Source organism: Maribacter polysaccharolyticus (assembly GCF_028882255.1).
Taxonomy (GTDB): domain Bacteria; phylum Bacteroidota; class Bacteroidia; order Flavobacteriales; family Flavobacteriaceae; genus Maribacter_A; species Maribacter_A polysaccharolyticus.
In genome coordinates this window covers 1,218,483-1,234,701 of sequence record NZ_JARBUY010000001.1, presented here as the reverse complement: position 1 = coordinate 1,234,701, position 16,219 = coordinate 1,218,483, and the positions used below count along the sequence as shown (strand labels likewise).

Annotated in this window: 17 protein-coding genes and 1 other RNA gene; 10 read left to right on the top strand and 8 right to left on the bottom strand. The window is 41.2% G+C overall.

Annotated elements, in window-relative coordinates:
• Positions 1-6: 6 nt before the first annotated feature.
• From proC to rpsU, 3 genes are all read right to left on the bottom strand, one after another.
• The gene (gene proC, locus PHU20_RS05240; RefSeq protein WP_274824287.1) at positions 7-813 is read right to left on the bottom strand and encodes a pyrroline-5-carboxylate reductase; all 807 of its coding nucleotides are present in this window, start codon (positions 811-813) and stop codon (positions 7-9) included.
• Positions 814-822: 9 nt separating this feature from the next.
• The gene (locus PHU20_RS05235; protein WP_274824286.1) at positions 823-1,014 is read right to left on the bottom strand and encodes a hypothetical protein; all 192 of its coding nucleotides are present in this window, start codon (positions 1,012-1,014) and stop codon (positions 823-825) included.
• A 202-nt stretch (positions 1,015-1,216) separates the two neighbouring features.
• Positions 1,217-1,411, bottom strand: coding sequence for a 30S ribosomal protein S21 (gene rpsU, locus PHU20_RS05230; RefSeq protein WP_274824285.1), 195 nt, complete (start codon positions 1,409-1,411; stop codon positions 1,217-1,219).
• A 754-nt stretch (positions 1,412-2,165) separates the two neighbouring features.
• Here rpsU and pyrR point away from each other — a divergent pair.
• The 8 genes from pyrR to PHU20_RS05190 all read left to right on the top strand — a co-directional run bounded on the left by pyrR (position 2,166) and on the right by PHU20_RS05190 (position 9,353).
• A complete protein-coding gene (pyrR, locus tag PHU20_RS05225) occupies positions 2,166-2,705 on the top strand; it encodes a bifunctional pyr operon transcriptional regulator/uracil phosphoribosyltransferase PyrR (RefSeq protein WP_274824284.1) in 540 nt (179 codons plus the stop codon).
• Between the two features lie 3 nt (positions 2,706-2,708).
• Positions 2,709-3,638: an aspartate carbamoyltransferase catalytic subunit gene (locus PHU20_RS05220; RefSeq protein ID WP_274824283.1), complete on the top strand. Its 930-nt coding sequence runs from the start codon at positions 2,709-2,711 to the stop codon at positions 3,636-3,638.
• Positions 3,639-3,640: 2 nt separating this feature from the next.
• Positions 3,641-3,973: a ribonuclease Z gene (locus tag PHU20_RS05215; RefSeq protein ID WP_274824282.1), complete on the top strand. Its 333-nt coding sequence runs from the start codon at positions 3,641-3,643 to the stop codon at positions 3,971-3,973.
• A gap of 54 nt (positions 3,974-4,027) precedes the next feature.
• Positions 4,028-4,933 carry a ribonuclease Z gene (locus PHU20_RS05210; RefSeq protein ID WP_274824281.1) on the top strand — a complete coding sequence of 302 codons (906 nt, stop codon included), beginning with the start codon at positions 4,028-4,030 and terminating at the stop codon, positions 4,931-4,933.
• Positions 4,934-5,159: 226 nt separating this feature from the next.
• A complete protein-coding gene (gene pdxH / locus PHU20_RS05205) occupies positions 5,160-5,807 on the top strand; it encodes a pyridoxamine 5'-phosphate oxidase (protein WP_274824280.1) in 648 nt (215 codons plus the stop codon).
• Between the two features lie 80 nt (positions 5,808-5,887).
• Complete coding sequence (locus tag PHU20_RS05200) at positions 5,888-6,373, top strand: SixA phosphatase family protein (protein ID WP_274824279.1); 486 nt, start codon at positions 5,888-5,890, stop codon at positions 6,371-6,373.
• Positions 6,373-8,451, top strand: a complete 2,079-nt coding sequence (gene ppk1 / locus PHU20_RS05195) for a polyphosphate kinase 1 (protein WP_274824278.1) — start codon at positions 6,373-6,375, stop codon at positions 8,449-8,451. The genes PHU20_RS05200 and ppk1 overlap by 1 nt, the downstream gene beginning before the upstream one ends.
• An 11-nt stretch (positions 8,452-8,462) precedes the next feature.
• Entirely contained in the window at positions 8,463-9,353 is an 891-nt protein-coding gene (locus tag PHU20_RS05190; RefSeq protein ID WP_274824277.1) for a Ppx/GppA phosphatase family protein, read from the top strand.
• Between the two features lie 19 nt (positions 9,354-9,372).
• Here PHU20_RS05190 and PHU20_RS05185 read toward each other — a convergent pair whose 3' ends face one another.
• Positions 9,373-9,954 carry a MiaE family protein gene (locus PHU20_RS05185; protein WP_274824276.1) on the bottom strand — a complete coding sequence of 194 codons (582 nt, stop codon included), beginning with the start codon at positions 9,952-9,954 and terminating at the stop codon, positions 9,373-9,375.
• A gap of 138 nt (positions 9,955-10,092) precedes the next feature.
• Positions 10,093-11,916, bottom strand: a complete 1,824-nt coding sequence (locus PHU20_RS05180; RefSeq protein ID WP_274824275.1) for a DNA polymerase III subunit gamma/tau — start codon at positions 11,914-11,916, stop codon at positions 10,093-10,095.
• A 128-nt stretch (positions 11,917-12,044) separates the two neighbouring features.
• Between PHU20_RS05180 and rnpB the strand changes: the two genes are divergently transcribed.
• An RNA gene (gene rnpB / locus PHU20_RS05175) (RNase P RNA component class A) lies at positions 12,045-12,361 on the top strand.
• Positions 12,362-12,485: 124 nt separating this feature from the next.
• On the opposite strand, the gene PHU20_RS05170 is transcribed toward rnpB, so the two are convergent.
• The 3 genes from PHU20_RS05170 to PHU20_RS05160 are packed head-to-tail and all read right to left on the bottom strand — an operon-like array spanning position 12,486 to position 14,498.
• Positions 12,486-13,037, bottom strand: a complete 552-nt coding sequence (locus PHU20_RS05170; RefSeq protein WP_274824274.1) for an RsmD family RNA methyltransferase — start codon at positions 13,035-13,037, stop codon at positions 12,486-12,488.
• The gene (locus PHU20_RS05165) at positions 13,037-13,870 is read right to left on the bottom strand and encodes a DUF3822 family protein (RefSeq protein WP_274824273.1); all 834 of its coding nucleotides are present in this window, start codon (positions 13,868-13,870) and stop codon (positions 13,037-13,039) included. Before PHU20_RS05165 ends, PHU20_RS05170 begins: the two co-directional genes overlap by 1 nt.
• Entirely contained in the window at positions 13,848-14,498 is a 651-nt protein-coding gene (locus PHU20_RS05160) for a hypothetical protein (protein ID WP_274824272.1), read from the bottom strand. Before PHU20_RS05160 ends, PHU20_RS05165 begins: the two co-directional genes overlap by 23 nt.
• Before the next feature lie 273 nt (positions 14,499-14,771).
• Here PHU20_RS05160 and PHU20_RS05155 point away from each other — a divergent pair, with 273 nt between their 5' ends.
• The gene (locus PHU20_RS05155; protein ID WP_274824271.1) at positions 14,772-16,211 is read left to right on the top strand and encodes an ATP-dependent DNA helicase; all 1,440 of its coding nucleotides are present in this window, start codon (positions 14,772-14,774) and stop codon (positions 16,209-16,211) included.
• Positions 16,212-16,219 lie beyond the last annotated feature (8 nt).

Below are 16,219 nucleotides of genomic sequence, written 5' to 3'. Positions count from 1 at the left end.
TTGTTTTTAATATTCTTCACCAAGTTCCACCGCTCGGTTAAAGGCGGCAAAAGCGGCTTCTTTGATCATTTCATTGACGTTGTTGTCTTCCATGGAGTCCAAAGCTGCCCTGGTCGTGCCGCCTTTGGAGGCCACTTTTTCCATCCAGGAGTCTGGGCTAAGGTTCGATTGATTGAAAAGTTCAACCGCCCCTGTGAACGTCTGGCTTACCAATACCTTGGAAACATTTTCGGAAAACCCCATTTGTAATGCCGCCTCCATCATGCTTTGCATGAAATAGAAGACATAGGCGGGGCCACTACCTGAAATTCCGGTGGAAGCATCTATGAACTTTTCATTTTTGACCCGGAGTGATTTTCCGGTCGTATCCAGAAGGCCTTCTATCATAAATAGCTCCAGGCGTGACACCGCTTCCGACGACACATAACTGGTAAGGCCTTTACCGACTTGTGCGGGAAGGTTGGGCATGGCCCTTACAATCTTATCGATTCCCAAAGAATCCTTCATATAGTCGATCGTAACCCCTGCCATAATGGAAATAACCAATTGCTCGGGGTTTACCAACGGTTTCATTCTCTTGAAAAGCTCTTCCGCATGATAAGGTTTTACGGCTACAAAGATGATGTCTGCCTTTGGAACACAATCTTCCAAGCGGTCAATTGCATCGAAATGGGCAATCTTGTCAACCTCATCCATTTTTTCCTTAGACTTGTCGAGCACCATGATATTGTGCTTTTTTAATATTTTTGATTTGGACATGCCTTCGGCATATGTCAGTCCCATATTTCCTGCTCCTATTACCAATACTTTCATAAGTTGGGTTTAAATGAATAAATTACAATCTTGACTGGCCTTTACTTGACCATAGTAGGTTCTTCGATAAGAATGGATGGTTTTTAATGGAATTCCTACCATATATTTTTTAATGGAGGTTACCTTGGTGGTCAATATCCCCATTTTTGCACTATAGTGTTTTTCCGTTTTTGTTCTTCTTTTGATATAAAGCAACTTCATGTTGGATTGTTTATGGTTAGCCCAATAACATATGCTTCTTGGGCAACTATCTATTATTAAGATTCGATTATTTTGATTTTCGGTGTGTTCGGAACGATGTGTATCACACCAGGTTGGCGGCGGGTATTTTTGATACCAGTCGTAGGATGCGCCTTATTGGGCGCTGCGTATCGAATGGGATCATGCCAACTGGGACGAATGGTTATTCGATGTTTTCTTCGGTGTATTTTTGGCGATATTCAGCCTTCATTATGGTTTCGCGTCGTTGTTGGGAATTTTTTACGAAGTGCTTCCTGTCTTTGATTTGGTCAAGAACCTTGGTTTTTCGGTACTTTCTCCTATACCGTTTTATGGCTCTTTCGATATTTCCCCCTTGTTTTACTTCAATTTTGAGCATAGATCCTTTCTTCTGTTTTTATTAAATTAATGGATTGAATTTTGTTCCATGATCTTCGACCCGATTAGGGTACGAATGTCACTTGAATAGTGGTGCGGCCTGTCTATTGATGTATTGGGAGTGCTCCGCAATTATCATATGAAATCGGAAACGGTCCTTTCCGGGGGCCGGATATTTGGAACTTTTTTAAATGATCGTAAATTTCCAATAGTGAAATTCCTTGGTTTTCGATTTTGGAATTTTTCTGTTTTTGGACATTTCTTCCCTACAACGTATGATTTTTAGGCAGAAATCCAAATAAAATGCCGATTTTAATCAAATTTTGGCTAAAAACGAATTTTGTAAAAACTTTGGGTCTGCTGTAGGCGACCTGCTAAATCTAACTTTCCATAGATCGTTCACCATTTCTTTGTAGGTTTATTGGTTGTGGTCGTGTGCGGCTTTGTAGGGTGCGATAGCATGTCCTTTGGTTATAAACCTGGGCCCATTTGTTCCGGGATATAGCTATCACCTTCACAAAATATGGTGATATCAAGTAGGGCAGGGCAGGAGTCTGTTCATAAATAAACGTGTTCGGGCGTATAAAGAACGGGTTATTATTTACCGCATAATAGAGGGGAATGGGTAAAAGTATATAAGGGGTGTTTTCAAGTACGAAAAAAGTACTCAAGGATCATTTCCGATAATTTTCATTTTTTCCATTGTTTGACTAGAATTCCCTATTTTTGTGTAACAAAAGTGTTGCTGGCCTACTATGAGTCAAAAAGTACTACTCTCCTCAAAAGAAATAAACATCATCTTACATAGATTGGCTTGCCAATTGCTTGAAAACCATCTTGATTTTTCCGAAACCGTTTTGATAGGGATGCAACCTAGGGGAAGGTTCGTAGCTGAAAGGCTCACCAAGATACTCAAGGAGGAATATAAGGTTAAGCATATTGATGTAGGTTTTTTGGACATTACTTTTTACAGGGATGATTTTAGACGGGGTGATAAGACCCTAGAGGCCAATCAGACCAAAATCGATTTTTTGGTAGAGGATAAAAAAGTGGTCTTGATCGATGATGTGCTGTATACGGGTCGAAGCATACGGGCGGCATTAACGGCCATACAATCTTTTGGGCGACCTTCCGAAATAGAACTATTGACCTTGATCGACCGTCGTTTCAGTAGACATTTGCCCATACAACCTACTTACCGTGGAAGACAGGTCGATGCCATTAACAATGAAAGGGTTGTGGTATTATGGGAGGAAAATGATGGGGAGGACCAAATTTATATGATAAATAAATAAGCAATGAGCGAACTGAGTGTAAATCACTTATTGGGGATAAAATATATTAACGAAAAGGATATTCAGCTCATTTTTGAAACCGCAGACCATTTTAAGGAAGTCATTAACCGATCCATTAAAAAGGTTCCTTCGCTGCGCGACATTACCATAGCCAATATATTTTTTGAAAATAGTACAAGAACGAGACTGTCGTTCGAATTGGCCGAAAAGCGACTTTCCGCAGATGTCATCAATTTTTCGGCAGGCCAATCTTCGGTGAAGAAAGGGGAGACCCTGATCGATACCGTCAACAATATACTTTCGATGAAAGTGGATATGGTGGTCATGAGACACCCCAATCCCGGAGCGGGGATATTCCTTTCCAAACATGTCAAGGCGGCCATAGTAAATGCCGGTGATGGTGCGCATGAGCACCCGACCCAAGCTTTATTGGATTCATTTTCGATTCGGGAAAAGCTAGGGGATGTTGCCGGTAAGAAGGTGGTGATTGTTGGCGATATTTTACATTCCAGAGTGGCCCTGTCCAATATCTTTGCCTTGAAGTTACAAGGGGCCCATGTAAAGGTATGTGGACCTAAAACATTGATGCCCAAACATATCGGGTCATTGGGGGTTGAAGTGGAAACCGATTTAAGAAAAGCCTTGAATTGGTGCGATGTGGCCAATATGCTGCGCATTCAGAATGAACGTTTGGATATCAGTTATTTTCCGACAACAAGGGAATATACCCAGCAATTTGGGGTGAACAAGGCTTTCTTGGATTCCCTGGACAAGGAAATCGTGATCATGCACCCAGGTCCGATAAATAGAGGGGTTGAAATCACCAGTGATGTTGCGGATTCAAAACAATCCATTATCTTGAACCAAGTTGAAAACGGGGTTGCCATCCGTATGGCGGTAATTTATCTGTTGGCTTCTAAAATAAAACAATAGCTATGATATTTGATAAGGACGGTACCACCACCATTGTATTCCAGGAAAATATTTCCATTCAGGAATTTTTAAAGAATCTTGAAAAGGGGTATCCCCAGATTAAAAACGATAATATTATTATCAATCTATTTTCTTTTTCAAAGCTTTCCTCGGGCGATATTTTGGAGTTTATGCCTATTTCGAACAAGCATAGGGAGATAGGGAAATCGCTTGTATTGGTGACCGAGAAAGTCTCCTTTGACGAAGTCCCAGAGGAATTATGTGTGGTTCCGACCATACAGGAAGCCAAGGATATTATTGAAATGGAAGAAATAGAACGGGATCTTGATCTCTGATCGATAGTTGCTATCCGAATAGGTCTTCCTTTTTTCAATTTTATTCCCAATTTTATGAAACTACATATTCTTGGTTGCTATGCAGCTACGCCACGTACTTTGACCAACCCTACTTCCCAAGTGTTGGAAATCAAGAACCATATGTTTTTGATCGATTGTGGTGAGGGAACACAAGTACAACTACGCAGGCACAAAATAAAATTTTCAAGGATCAACCATATTTTCATTTCCCATTTGCATGGGGACCATTTCTTTGGATTACCGGGGTTGATTTCCACTTTTCGCTTATTGGGTAGGGATAAGAAGCTGCATATATATGGTCCTAAGGGCATAAAAGAGGCAATTACATTGTTGCTGAAATTAGGTGATTCCTGGACGAATTATCCCTTGCATTTTCATGAACTGACGTCCAAGGGGCCCGAAAAGATTTTTGAGGATGAAAAAATAACGATCGAAACGATTCCGCTACACCACAGGGTGTACACCAATGGCTTTCTTTTTAAGGAAAAGCCAGGGGAACGAAAATTGAATATCGAAGCCGTTTCCCAATATAAAATCGATAAAAGTTACTATCAGAATATAAAGAACGGGAAAGACATCACTTTGGAGGACGGTAAAATACTGCCCAATACATTGCTGACCTTCGATCCGCCCGAACCCAAAAGCTATGCCTTTTGTAGTGATACCATTTATCTGCCCAATATAATAGGGCAAATAAAGAACGTACACACCTTATACCATGAATCCACCTTTTTGGAGTCCGAAGCACATCTGACAGCCAAAACCAAGCATTCCACGGCAAAGGAGGCGGCGACAATCGCTTCTAAAGCAGCGGTAGGGACTTTGATTTTGGGGCACTATTCCACTAGGTATAAGTCCATTGATTTCTTTAAGCAGGAGGCCATGGAAGTGTTTTCCAATGTAGAGTTGGCCGAAGATGGAAAGGTGTTCGAACTTTGAACGGGTACACCCCGGTACTCCGATGCCTTTCGGGTAAGATCGTTACTTCGATACGCCTATCCCGGTAAATATTCATGGTAATAAGAGGGCAAAGGGTGAATGTAGGATTTTAGTGGTATTTTTATCCGTATCCCATGAAATGGATTGGCAATAAAAGCGGCTTAAGCTTTCCCTTTCTCCGTTCTTTTAATGAACTTTGTATATCTTGACAAAAGATTACGAAAGCATGGAAAAAGATTTAAGTAATTATAGAAAATCCTACGAAAAAAGCGAACTGACGGAAGAAGCCATTTCAGATAACCCCATGGAACTGTTTCAAAAATGGTTTTATGAAGTTGAAGCGTCCAATACGGTCGATGAGGCCAATACCATGACCGTTTCGACCATTGGCCTTGATGGTTTTCCAAAAAACCGGGTGGTGCTTCTAAAAAGGTATACTTATGAGGGGTTTATCTTTTATACCAATTACGAAAGTGAAAAAGGTAGGGCTATCGCAGCAAACCCGAAGGTTTGCATTTCGTTTTTCTGGCATTCCATGGAGCGTCAGGTAATCATAAAAGGAACGGCGGAAAAAATATCGGGGAACTTATCCGATGGTTATTTTGAATCCCGACCCGAGGGCAGTAAGTTGGGGGCTATTGTATCGCACCAAAGTGAGGTCATTCCTTCCCGGAAAGTTTTGGAAGACGGTCTGAAAGGATTGCAAGAACAATACACCGGTAAAGAAATTCCGCGACCGGACTATTGGGGTGGGTATTTGGTACGGCCTGTTTCCATCGAATTTTGGCAAGGACGGCCCAATCGGCTTCATGATAGAATCCGATTTTCCTTACAGGAGGATTACGATTGGAAAATAGAACGATTGGCCCCTTAAGTTAAATATAGGTATAACTTTTACGAATGCTTTCCATGATTGTTTAATTTTAAGAGCGTCGTAATAAATCGAAAAGGTAGATGAAACAGTTAATATTGGTTCGGCACGGTAAATCCTCATGGGAATATCCCGTAAATGATAAGGATCGTCCCCTTATGGAAAGAGGGATCAAAGATGGTCATTTGGTGGCCGGGGCCTTTAGGAAAAAGGGAATAATGCCCGATGCCGTATTTTCGAGTCCGGCCATAAGGGCTTTGCATACCTGTATGATTTTTTTAAGGAACCTTAATTTGCCTTTTGACCAATTCCAATTGGCCGAAGGGCTTTACGATTTCTCGGGAGACGATGTCCTGCAATTTATCGGGAATCTGGATGATTCCTTGAATACGGTTATGGTATTCGGCCATAACCATGCTTTTACCCATCTTGCAAATAGTTTGGGAAACCAATATATCGATAACGTACCGACCAGTGGACTGGTTCACTTGAAGTTTGAAATAAATGAATGGAATGCCTTGGGAATGGGTTCCACCGTCAATACTGTTTTCCCTAAATACTTGAAATAATGATAAAGATCAAAAATCAATATATAAACCGTGAGATCAGTTGGTTGAGTTTTAATGAAAGGGTACTTCAGGAAAGTGCCGATAAAAATGTACCGTTGATCGAACGTCTAAGGTTTATAGGGATTTTTTCAAATAATTTGGACGAATTCTTCAAAGTGCGTTACGCTACGGTAAAACGAATTGTGCAAGCCGGTAAGACAGGTAAAAGTGAATTGGGTGGGGAAATAGCGAAAGACCTATTGGCAGAGATCACCAATGTCGTCATCAAGCAACAGGCCAAAAGTCTCACTGTTTTAAGGCAGATACGAAAGGAGCTCGAAACCCAAAATATTTTTCTAGTCGATGAGACCCAAATCAAACCTGAACATGAAGATTTCGTAAAATCATATTTCGCCCAAAAGGTAAGTCCGGTATTGATGACCATTATCCTCAATGATCTTACCGAATTCCCTACACTTAAGGACACTGCGGCTTATCTGGCGGTAAAGATGGTATTGATTCCAGAAGAAGGTGCCCAAAAGAACAGGAAAAATGTAAAATATGCACTTATTGAAATCCCAAAAGGTATAGACCGGTTTATCGTGTTGCCGAAAATCGATGGCAAGGATTATATCATCATACTCGATGACATGATTCGCTATTGCCTTCGCAACATATTTACGATGTTTTCCTATGAATCGATCACGGCACATATGATAAAGATAACCCGTGATGCCGAGTTGGATATTGATAGTGATCTAAGTAAGAGTTTTATAGAAAAGCTATCCCAAAGTGTCGAGGGTAGAAAAATCAGTGATCCCGTACGTTTTGTATACGATAACCGCATTGGTAAGGATACCTTGGAATTTCTTAAGGAAAAAATGGATGTGGAGGAAACCGACAGTGTGATCCCGGGGGGAAGATACCATAACCGGCGAGACTATATGGGGTTCCCCAGTTTGGGAAGAAAGGATTTAATGTATGATCCCATTGAACCATTACCAATAAAAGGACTTAGTTTGGAGGGGAGTATTTTGGAAAAGATCGCAGAAAAGGATTACTTGCAATACACCCCATACCACACCTTCAATTACGTCATTAAATTTTTAAGGGAAGCCGCTTTGGATCCCAAGGTGCGAAGTATAAAGATCACGGTGTATCGTCTTGCGTCAAATTCGCAAGTGGCAGCTTCATTGGTCAATGCAGTAAAGAACGGGAAACAGGTTACCATGCAGATCGAGCTAAGGGCGCGTTTTGACGAGCAGGCGAATATAGAATATGCAGAACAATTGCAGGCAGAAGGGGTCAAGCTTATTTTTGGTATCCCAGGGCTTAAGGTACATAGTAAAATATGTGTGATCGAAAGGGAGGAAGGCGATAAAATAAAGCGGTACGGATTCATCAGCACGGGTAATTTTAACGAATCAACGGCAAAAATCTATACCGATTACACCCTTTTTACGGCACATGTGCCCATATTGAAGGAATTGAACAAGGTATTCGACTTTTTTACCACTACGTATAAAATCAATAAATACAAACATTTGGTGGTTTCTCCCCACTATACGAAAAGCTATTTCATTTCTTTGGTCGATAAAGAAATCAGGAATGCAAAAGCTGGTAAACAGGCCTATATAAAGATTAAAATGAACAGTTTTACATCGTACAAAATGGTCGATAAATTATATGAGGCGAGCAATGCCGGTGTAAAGATCCAATTGATCATCCGGGGTATTTGTTGCCTGATACCTGGGGTGAAGGGAATGAGTGAGAATATCGAGGCCATAAGTGTGGTCGATAAGTTCTTGGAGCATCCAAGGGTATTTATTTTTTGTAATGAAGATGACCCAAAGGTTTATATTTCATCGGCGGATTGGATGACCAGAAACTTGGATAATAGGGTAGAGGTCGGGTGTCGCATCTATGATGGGGATGTAAAACAGGAGTTGATCGATACCTTTGAGATTTCTTGGAACGATAACGTAAAGGCCCGTATGTTCTCGGCGAAACAGGACAATGCCTATAAGAAGAACCATAAACCCAAGGTGCGATCCCAATTTGCGATTTACGATTATTATAAGAATAAATTAAATTCATAATTCCTTACAGGTTGAAAGTATTAAAATTCGCAGCAATAGATATAGGATCTAATGCCATTAGGCTCCTCATAAACAATGTCATTGAGGAAAAAGGAAAAAAAACCACTTTTACCAAAAGTGAACTGGTACGGGTGCCCGTCCGCCTTGGTGAGGATTCATTTACCGTTGGGGAGATATCCGAGGAGAATGCGGAACGTATCATTAAATCCATGAAGGCTTTTCAGCTTTTGATGGAAGTAAATAGGGTAGAAAAATATATGGCCTGTGCGACTTCGGCCATGCGTGAGGCCAACAATGGTATGGAAATCATTGATAAGGTCCGTCGGGAAGTGGGAATTAAAATCGATTTGATCGATGGGAAACGCGAGGCCGAAATCATAGCTTCTACGGATTTAAAACAATTGATACAGAAAGATCAAGCCTATCTCTATATCGATGTTGGTGGTGGAAGTACGGAGTTCACTTTATTTGATGAAGGTGAGATAAAGGCTTCGAAATCCTTTAAGTTGGGTACGGTACGCCTATTGAACAATATGGTAGGTGAGGCTACTTGGAAAAAATTAGAGGACTGGATAAAACTTCATACGGCCGACACCGAGCATATTTCCATTATTGGTTCCGGGGGTAATATCAATAAGCTGCATAAAATGTCGGGAAGAAAGGAAGGTCAGCACCTGTCTTATGTTTGGTTGAATGCGCAATATAATTTCCTGAGCAGTTTAAGCTATGAGGAGAGGATTTCGGAACTGGGCCTAAATACGGATCGTGCCGATGTGATCATTCCGGCAACCCGTATTTTTTTAATGGCCACCAAGTGGAGTGGTGCCAAAAAAATATATGTTCCCAAAATAGGGTTATCCGACGGAATCATAAAAAGCCTCTATTTTGGGGAATCAAAATAAAGGCGTTCCCATGCGGTTGTTACCCGTGGACGGTTTCATTCTTGCCTAAGTCTTTCATGATTTGGGCTTCATACTCCAAAAGATCCTGCCATTTTTGGTTTACCGCTTCCAGATTACCATATTGGCGCGCAAATTTCAGGAACATGGTATAATGTCCTGCTTCGCTAACCATGAGTTTATGGTAAAACGAGGCCAAATCCTTATCCTGTAATTCTTCCGATAACAATCGAAATCGCTCGCAGCTTCTGGCTTCTATCAAAGCAGCGTATAATAAACGATGCACCAACTGATCGGTACGGCTACCGCCCTTGGGGAAAAATTTCATCAATGCCACGACATAAAGGTCTTTTCTATCCCTGCCTAAAGTCTGTCCCCTGGCTACGATACGATCGTGTACCATCTTAAAATGCCCCATTTCCTCTCGGGAGAGGGCCACCATTTCCTCAACCAGTTCTGTGTATTCAGGAAAGGATACGATCAACGAAATGGCCGTACTGGCCGCTTTTTGTTCACAATAGGCATGGTCGGTAAGGATTTCATCGATGTTCTTTTCCACGATATCGACCCATCTAGGATCTGTAGGTAATTTTAAGCCGAGCATATTTGGTGTTTTTTTGTCATTCAAAAATAGTAGGTAAACCCTCCGATTCAAAATTAGCCGTTTAAATTTATCGAATTGATCGGTGTTAAATATTTTTAGAGGAAGCTTTTTGGCAGTTCGATCAAGAATAGGGAAAAATCAAAGATCCAGGTCAAATGTTTTGCGAAGTAGGTCTATGGCCGGATTCTTTTCCCTGAGTTTTTCATATTTTTCTTCCGGCGTGAATGCGAATTTTTTCGACACCTGCTCATTCACCGTGATTTTCAGGGTAATGAAATGATTGTTGAGGTTCGTTCGCAAATACTCCATAAGGTCGTATTTCTCGCGTTCTACCTCTTTTTTCATGGTGTCATTGGGGAGTTCTATCCAAATGGTATTTTCATTGGTCAGTTTGGGAATATCGGTACTTAAACTGGAAGCCAATAATTTACGGCCATCATTTTCTATTTTTTTTACGAAATCATTCCAATGCCTTTGCATTTCCTCTTCGGTAAAAGCCTCTCTTGGTAGGTCGTTTTCATCAATAACAACATCTATTTTATTTATTTCATGTTGTTTTTTTACTTTAAGACTTGATATGGAAAGACCCGATATGCGCTTCTTTTTAAGTTTGATGTCCAGAGGGGGTGCGGCAACTGTGGTTTCCTCTGTTTCCGGGTGTACCGACTGGGGATCTTTTGATTCTTCGATGTTGGTTGATCCTACGGTAACTTTCTGTTTTGTTGGTGGTTCCGATCCTGTTTGCGAAATGTTCGGTGCAAGGGAATCGTTGGTTTGGGCAATTTCCTTACGGATTTCAGGTACATCGGTAGGGGGTGTCCCCGTGTTTTTGTAAAATGCGGCGGGCGCTATGAATTCGACGGTCCCATTCGCTAAAGCGACGGATTCAGGGTTTTTTTTTTCAGCTCCAAAGTCAATGGACGCCAATTTCATAAGTGAAAGCTCAACCAAGAGCCTTTGGTTTTTGCTGGTTTTGTATTTTAGGTCACAATCGTTGGCAATGTTCAAGGCCTGCAGTAAAAAGCTATTGGAAGTTAACCGTGATTGTTCCAGGTAATTTTTTTTGGCACTCTCACCAACTTCGAGTAATTCAATGGTCTGTTCGTGTTTGCAGACCATTAGATCCCTAAAATGGGAGGCAAGTCCGGCTATAAAATGGTGGCCATCAAAACCTAGGGATAACGTTTTGTTGAATAAGAGTAATAAACCTGGAATATCGTGTTTTATGATAAAGTCAGTGGCCGTAAAATAAGTGTCATAATCCAAGACGTTCAAATTCTCGGTAACCGCCTTACGGGTCAGGTTATTCCCGGAAAAACTTACGACCCTATCAAAAATGGAAAGGGCGTCACGCATGGCACCGTCCGCTTTCTGGGCTATGATGTGCAGTGCATCATCATCTGCCTCAATACCTTGGTTTTCTGCTATGTATTTTAGGTAAGCAGCAGCATCTTTGACCGTAATGCGTTTAAAATCAAATATTTGACAACGTGATAGGATGGTCGGGATGATTTTGTGTTTCTCCGTAGTGGCCAATATGAAAATGGCGTGTTTGGGAGGCTCTTCCAAAGTCTTTAAAAAGGCATTGAATGCCGATTGTGAAAGCATATGTACCTCATCGATGATATATACTTTATATTTACCGACTTGGGGTGGAATACGGACTTGATCGATCAAGTTCCTTATGTCGTCTACCGAATTGTTCGAAGCCGCATCGAGCTCAAAAATATTGAAAGCGAAGTCCTCATCTTCCCGTTCTGTACCGTCTTGATTGATCTGTTTGGCCAAAATCCGGGCACAAGTGGTCTTGCCGACCCCTCTGGGTCCACAGAATAATAGGGCTTGGGCCAGGTGGTTGTTCTCGATGGCATTGAGTAAAGTATTGGTTATAGCCTGTTGCCCAACAACATCCTTGAAGGTTTGCGGTCTATATTTACGTGCTGATACAATAAATGGCTCCAATTCTCTAGTCTTTTAAGGCATTTTGTTTTGCCATGGCTATTTTACAAATATAAAAATAGCGGGGTTTACAACACTTTATTTAAGATGGATTAAACACTTTTTTATCAACAATTGAAGTAAATTTGCACCGAGCAGGTCACCTTATCGATCTGGCGGTTGTCGTCAGGTAGGAAAGTCCGGACACCATAGTGCAGTATAGCGGGTAACACCCGTCTCCCCGCTACTAGCGGGGACGGACAAGTGCAACAGAAAGAATGTACAGGTAAGGCTGTAGTGAAATCAGGTAAACTCTATACGGTGAAACGTCATGTAAATCAGTGTTTGAGGGCTGCACGTCCGAGCTGAAGGGTAGGCGGTTAGAGCCTTTGGGTAACCAAAGGTCCAGATAAATGATAAGGAGGGCTTTTATAGCCATACAGAATCCGGCTTATGACCTGCTTTTTTTCAAAATGCCCTAGTATAATAGTCATAGGGTATCAAAATACCCATTGGTGCACCCTAGCATCGAAATGGATTTTGACGCAATGTCGGGAATTCCATTATATACGTTTTTTTTGTGGTCGTATGGACTAACTTGAATCCCCTGTTCTTTTAAAAAAACTGAAAATACTTCCACCGTACCTTCTGTTCTTGTGAAAGTGGTTCAAGTGGGATAGGTCGGTATGTTTTGAATGTTCTACGATCAGTATTCCGTCTTCATTGAGGAGTTCATTTTTGAAAACCAACTCCGGTAATTTGGCAAATTCCTCTATAGGGAAATCATAGGGGGGGTCTGCGAAAATGATGTCTGCTTTGATCACGGTCTTCCCTAAAAATTGGAAAACATCACTTTTCACTGTCGAAATCCCAAAATCGAGTTCTTTCGATATTTTATCGATAAACCTTATACATCCGAAATCAGCATCGACGGCAACCAAATCGGTCGTACCCCGTGAGGCGAACTCAAAACTGATATTCCCTGTCCCGGCAAATAAATCCAGAATGGTAAGGTCTTCAAAATAATAGGTATTGTTCAGGATATTGAACAGTGCTTCCTTGGCCATATCAGTAGTCGGGCGTACCGGCAACTTCTTTGGGGCCATTATTCTTTTACCTTTATGGGATCCGGAAATTATTCGCATTATAAAGCGCTGATTAAGGTGAAATCTATGGTGTCTTTGTCGGTATCGGGCATGGGATAAGATTGTGCAGAAGGAATGAAGATGGTGATATCCTTAATATAGCTGTAACAAAGTTTGTAAATTTCATCATCCTCTTCTATGTTACCGAACAATTTAAGCTTTGTGGTTTCCGTGTCCAGTTTTAACTGCTCCATGGTAAAGAGTAAATAATAGATAAAATCCTCTTTGGTCGTATAGGTAAAACTATTATGGAGTTGTAGTTTTTTTTGGGAAATTACGGTAATGCCCATTTGTCGGCGGTCTACATAAACATAGCAAACCGGTTCTTTTGTCAGGCCCGAATTATTTAATAATGCCTCAACCAAAACCGTACCATTGTGTTTGTATTCAAACTCCCCGAACAATTCGAAAATATAGTTGTTGATGTTCACGAAGGGGACGTAGGTGTTTACGATATCATAGTTCTCCAATACATCGTAGGCCATATGGTCATTGGCGAATATCTTGGCATTCAGTTTTAAATAATTGGCCAATTCTTTCTCATCGAACATCGATTTGGGAACAAAACTGAAGAGTCCGTTGTTATGCACGACGGTTACCTCGGAAAAGGTGGTTTGGTGTAGGTGATGCTTTTCCAATAAGGCTTTTAAATTACTCTGGAGTTCAAAGGGATTTTGGGTCAGGTCAAAATCTACCCGGTCCGAGGTTATGATAACCTTGGAAATTGTGTCAAGTACACAAAAAGAAAGTCCATTCAAGCTAACTTGAATGGACAGTTTATTGAATTTTTCCAATGGGATATCCCCTGTATTAAAGATCTTCTTTTTTGTCATAGATAGGAGGCCAGTTTCCACTAGTGCTCACTTGATCCAATGAACCAACTTTGATAACAGGCCCATTTACCTCTTCAACACTAACTTGTGCATTCTCTCTCGCTAATAAGTCCGCAGGTTGGTCATATAGTACTACGTCTTTCTTGACTTTGGCTTCAAAAACAGGTGCCTTGTATCCGCCTTTGTCGATGATAGCCGCTTTCATTTCGAATTTGGCATCGCCTTGGCCATAAGGCACGTCCATTAATCTTTTATAACGATCGTCATTTTTGAAAAGTGAATCCTTAACGGAAACAAATCCCAAGGTATCGATGATTTTGATTTCCTTTAGAAGTTCAATACCGTAAGTCTTATCCATCTCCATATAAGAAGAATCCCTTTGTTGGGTAATTGTATACTTTCCTGTGTCAACGAATTTTATAAGACTATTGAAGTCGTTCGCATACGTTCCATTAGCTGTTTTGTAGGCTTCCTGTGCATTACGTATATCCTTTAACTTGGCAACGACTTTCGCAAAACGCTCTTGTTTTACCTTTTTGAATTCGATGGGTCCTGTAACAGAACTATAAATTAGGTATGCTAATCCGATACAAGCAATCCAAAGTACAATTTGTATTATGGTCTTCATTTCTTAAATGTTATTTTTTGATTTAGTGGTTCCCACAAATCTACAATTTTTTTACAAACTGCCTAATATTTTATTGCGGTAATTATTAAGGTTTAAGAAAATTATACGAATGCCCGTTAAGAGGGCTATTGGGCGATGAAATGAGGGGTGTTCCTTAACCTTTTGAAATGTAATGGGTAGGGAGCCGGATGGGGGCTGTTTCAGGGGGTGTTTTTCCGAGATAAATGGGGTAAGTATATGTTTGCCCGATTATCATGATTATCTTTGGATCCTATGAAAGCCCTTACCGTCTCTTCTTACTTTTCTACGTTAAAGGAAAAATTTCCGCATGATCCTACACCAAAACAGGCCGTTGCTTTGGAACAATTGTCGGGGTTTGTGCTTTCGAAGGAAAAAGAACGGTTGTTTTTATTGAAAGGGTTTGCCGGAACCGGGAAGACGACCATTGTCGGGACTTTGGTAAGCAATTTATGGCGAACGACCATGAAAGCGGTATTGATGGCTCCAACGGGAAGGGCGGCGAAGGTGATGTCGAACTATTCCAATACTCAGGCTTTTACCATACATAGGAAGATTTATTTTCCCAAAAAACAATCGGGGGGAGGGGTGCAGTTCGTACTGGCGCCCAATAAACATAGGAATACTATTTTCATTGTTGATGAGGCTTCGATGATCCCGGATACCCCGGCAGATTCAAAACTTTTTGAGAACGGTTCCCTTTTGGACGATTTAATGATGTTCGTGTATTCAGGTCATAATTGCAAATTGATTTTGATCGGGGACACGGCCCAATTGCCCCCCGTGCGTTTAGACCTGAGTCCGGCTTTGGACGAAGGTAAGTTGGAACTCAACTATAATAAGGAAGTGACCAAGCTTGAGCTCGATGAGGTGGTACGTCAAACCCGGGATTCAGGTATTTTGGTTAATGCAACCCTTCTCAGGGAGCAGCTGGCCGGAACCTTTTTTGACGGATTCAAATTCGATGTTGATGCCTATTCCGATATTGTTAGGTTGGTCGATGGTTATGAGATACAGGAGGCCATCGATGCTTCTTATTCTGAAAACGGAAAAGAAGAAACGACCATCATCGTACGATCCAATAAACGGGCCAACCTTTATAACGAGAACATACGTAGTCGAATTCTGTATTTGGAGAATGATCTTGCCGTTGGGGATTATATGATGGTGGTAAAGAATAATTATTTTTGGTTAAAGCCCACCTCCGAGGCTGGGTTTATCGCCAATGGTGATATTATCGAGGTTCTCGAGATCTTTTCGATCAAGGAATTGTACGGTTTCAAATTTGCCGAGGTTAAAGTGAAAATGGTCGATTATCCAAACCAGCAACCGTTCGAGACCGTGTTGTTGTTGGATACGATCAAGGCGGAAACCCCTTCCTTGTCCTATGAAGACGGTAACCGGTTATACCAGGAAGTGATGAAGGATTATGCCCATGAAAAATCAAAATATAAAAAGTTTCTCGGAGTAAAGAACAATAAATATTTCAATGCGTTGCAGGTAAAGTTCTCTTATGCGATTACCTGTCATAAGTCACAGGGTGGACAGTGGGATACCGTCTTTGTGGAACAACCCTATTTGCCGAACGGGGTAGACAAGGAATATCTGCGCTGGTTGTACACTGCCGTCACAAGGGCAAAGAAAAAACTATATCTCATAGGCTTCAAGTCCGATTTTTTTCTTGATTCGGAATAACCTATTTT

What these genes read in the sequence shown, in the direction of transcription:
- PHU20_RS05155 (WP_274824271.1), top strand. Translation starts at nt 14,772, where the DNA reads ATGAAAGCCCTTACCGTCTCTTCTTACTTTTCTACGTTAAAGGAAAAA.
- PHU20_RS05185 (WP_274824276.1), bottom strand. Translation starts at nt 9,954, where the DNA reads ATGCTCGGCTTAAAATTACCTACAGATCCTAGATGGGTCGATATCGTG.
- PHU20_RS05220 (WP_274824283.1), top strand. Translation starts at nt 2,709, where the DNA reads ATGAGCGAACTGAGTGTAAATCACTTATTGGGGATAAAATATATTAAC.
- rpsU (WP_274824285.1), bottom strand. Translation starts at nt 1,411, where the DNA reads ATGCTCAAAATTGAAGTAAAACAAGGGGGAAATATCGAAAGAGCCATA.
- PHU20_RS05210 (WP_274824281.1), top strand. Translation starts at nt 4,028, where the DNA reads ATGAAACTACATATTCTTGGTTGCTATGCAGCTACGCCACGTACTTTG.
- PHU20_RS05160 (WP_274824272.1), bottom strand. Translation starts at nt 14,498, where the DNA reads ATGAAGACCATAATACAAATTGTACTTTGGATTGCTTGTATCGGATTA.
- proC (WP_274824287.1), bottom strand. Translation starts at nt 813, where the DNA reads ATGAAAGTATTGGTAATAGGAGCAGGAAATATGGGACTGACATATGCC.
- PHU20_RS05170 (WP_274824274.1), bottom strand. Translation starts at nt 13,037, where the DNA reads ATGCGAATAATTTCCGGATCCCATAAAGGTAAAAGAATAATGGCCCCA.
- PHU20_RS05215 (WP_274824282.1), top strand. Translation starts at nt 3,641, where the DNA reads ATGATATTTGATAAGGACGGTACCACCACCATTGTATTCCAGGAAAAT.
- PHU20_RS05235 (WP_274824286.1), bottom strand. Translation starts at nt 1,014, where the DNA reads ATGAAGTTGCTTTATATCAAAAGAAGAACAAAAACGGAAAAACACTAT.
- PHU20_RS05200 (WP_274824279.1), top strand. Translation starts at nt 5,888, where the DNA reads ATGAAACAGTTAATATTGGTTCGGCACGGTAAATCCTCATGGGAATAT.
- PHU20_RS05165 (WP_274824273.1), bottom strand. Translation starts at nt 13,870, where the DNA reads ATGACAAAAAAGAAGATCTTTAATACAGGGGATATCCCATTGGAAAAA.
- ppk1 (WP_274824278.1), top strand. Translation starts at nt 6,373, where the DNA reads ATGATAAAGATCAAAAATCAATATATAAACCGTGAGATCAGTTGGTTG.
- pdxH (WP_274824280.1), top strand. Translation starts at nt 5,160, where the DNA reads ATGGAAAAAGATTTAAGTAATTATAGAAAATCCTACGAAAAAAGCGAA.
- pyrR (WP_274824284.1), top strand. Translation starts at nt 2,166, where the DNA reads ATGAGTCAAAAAGTACTACTCTCCTCAAAAGAAATAAACATCATCTTA.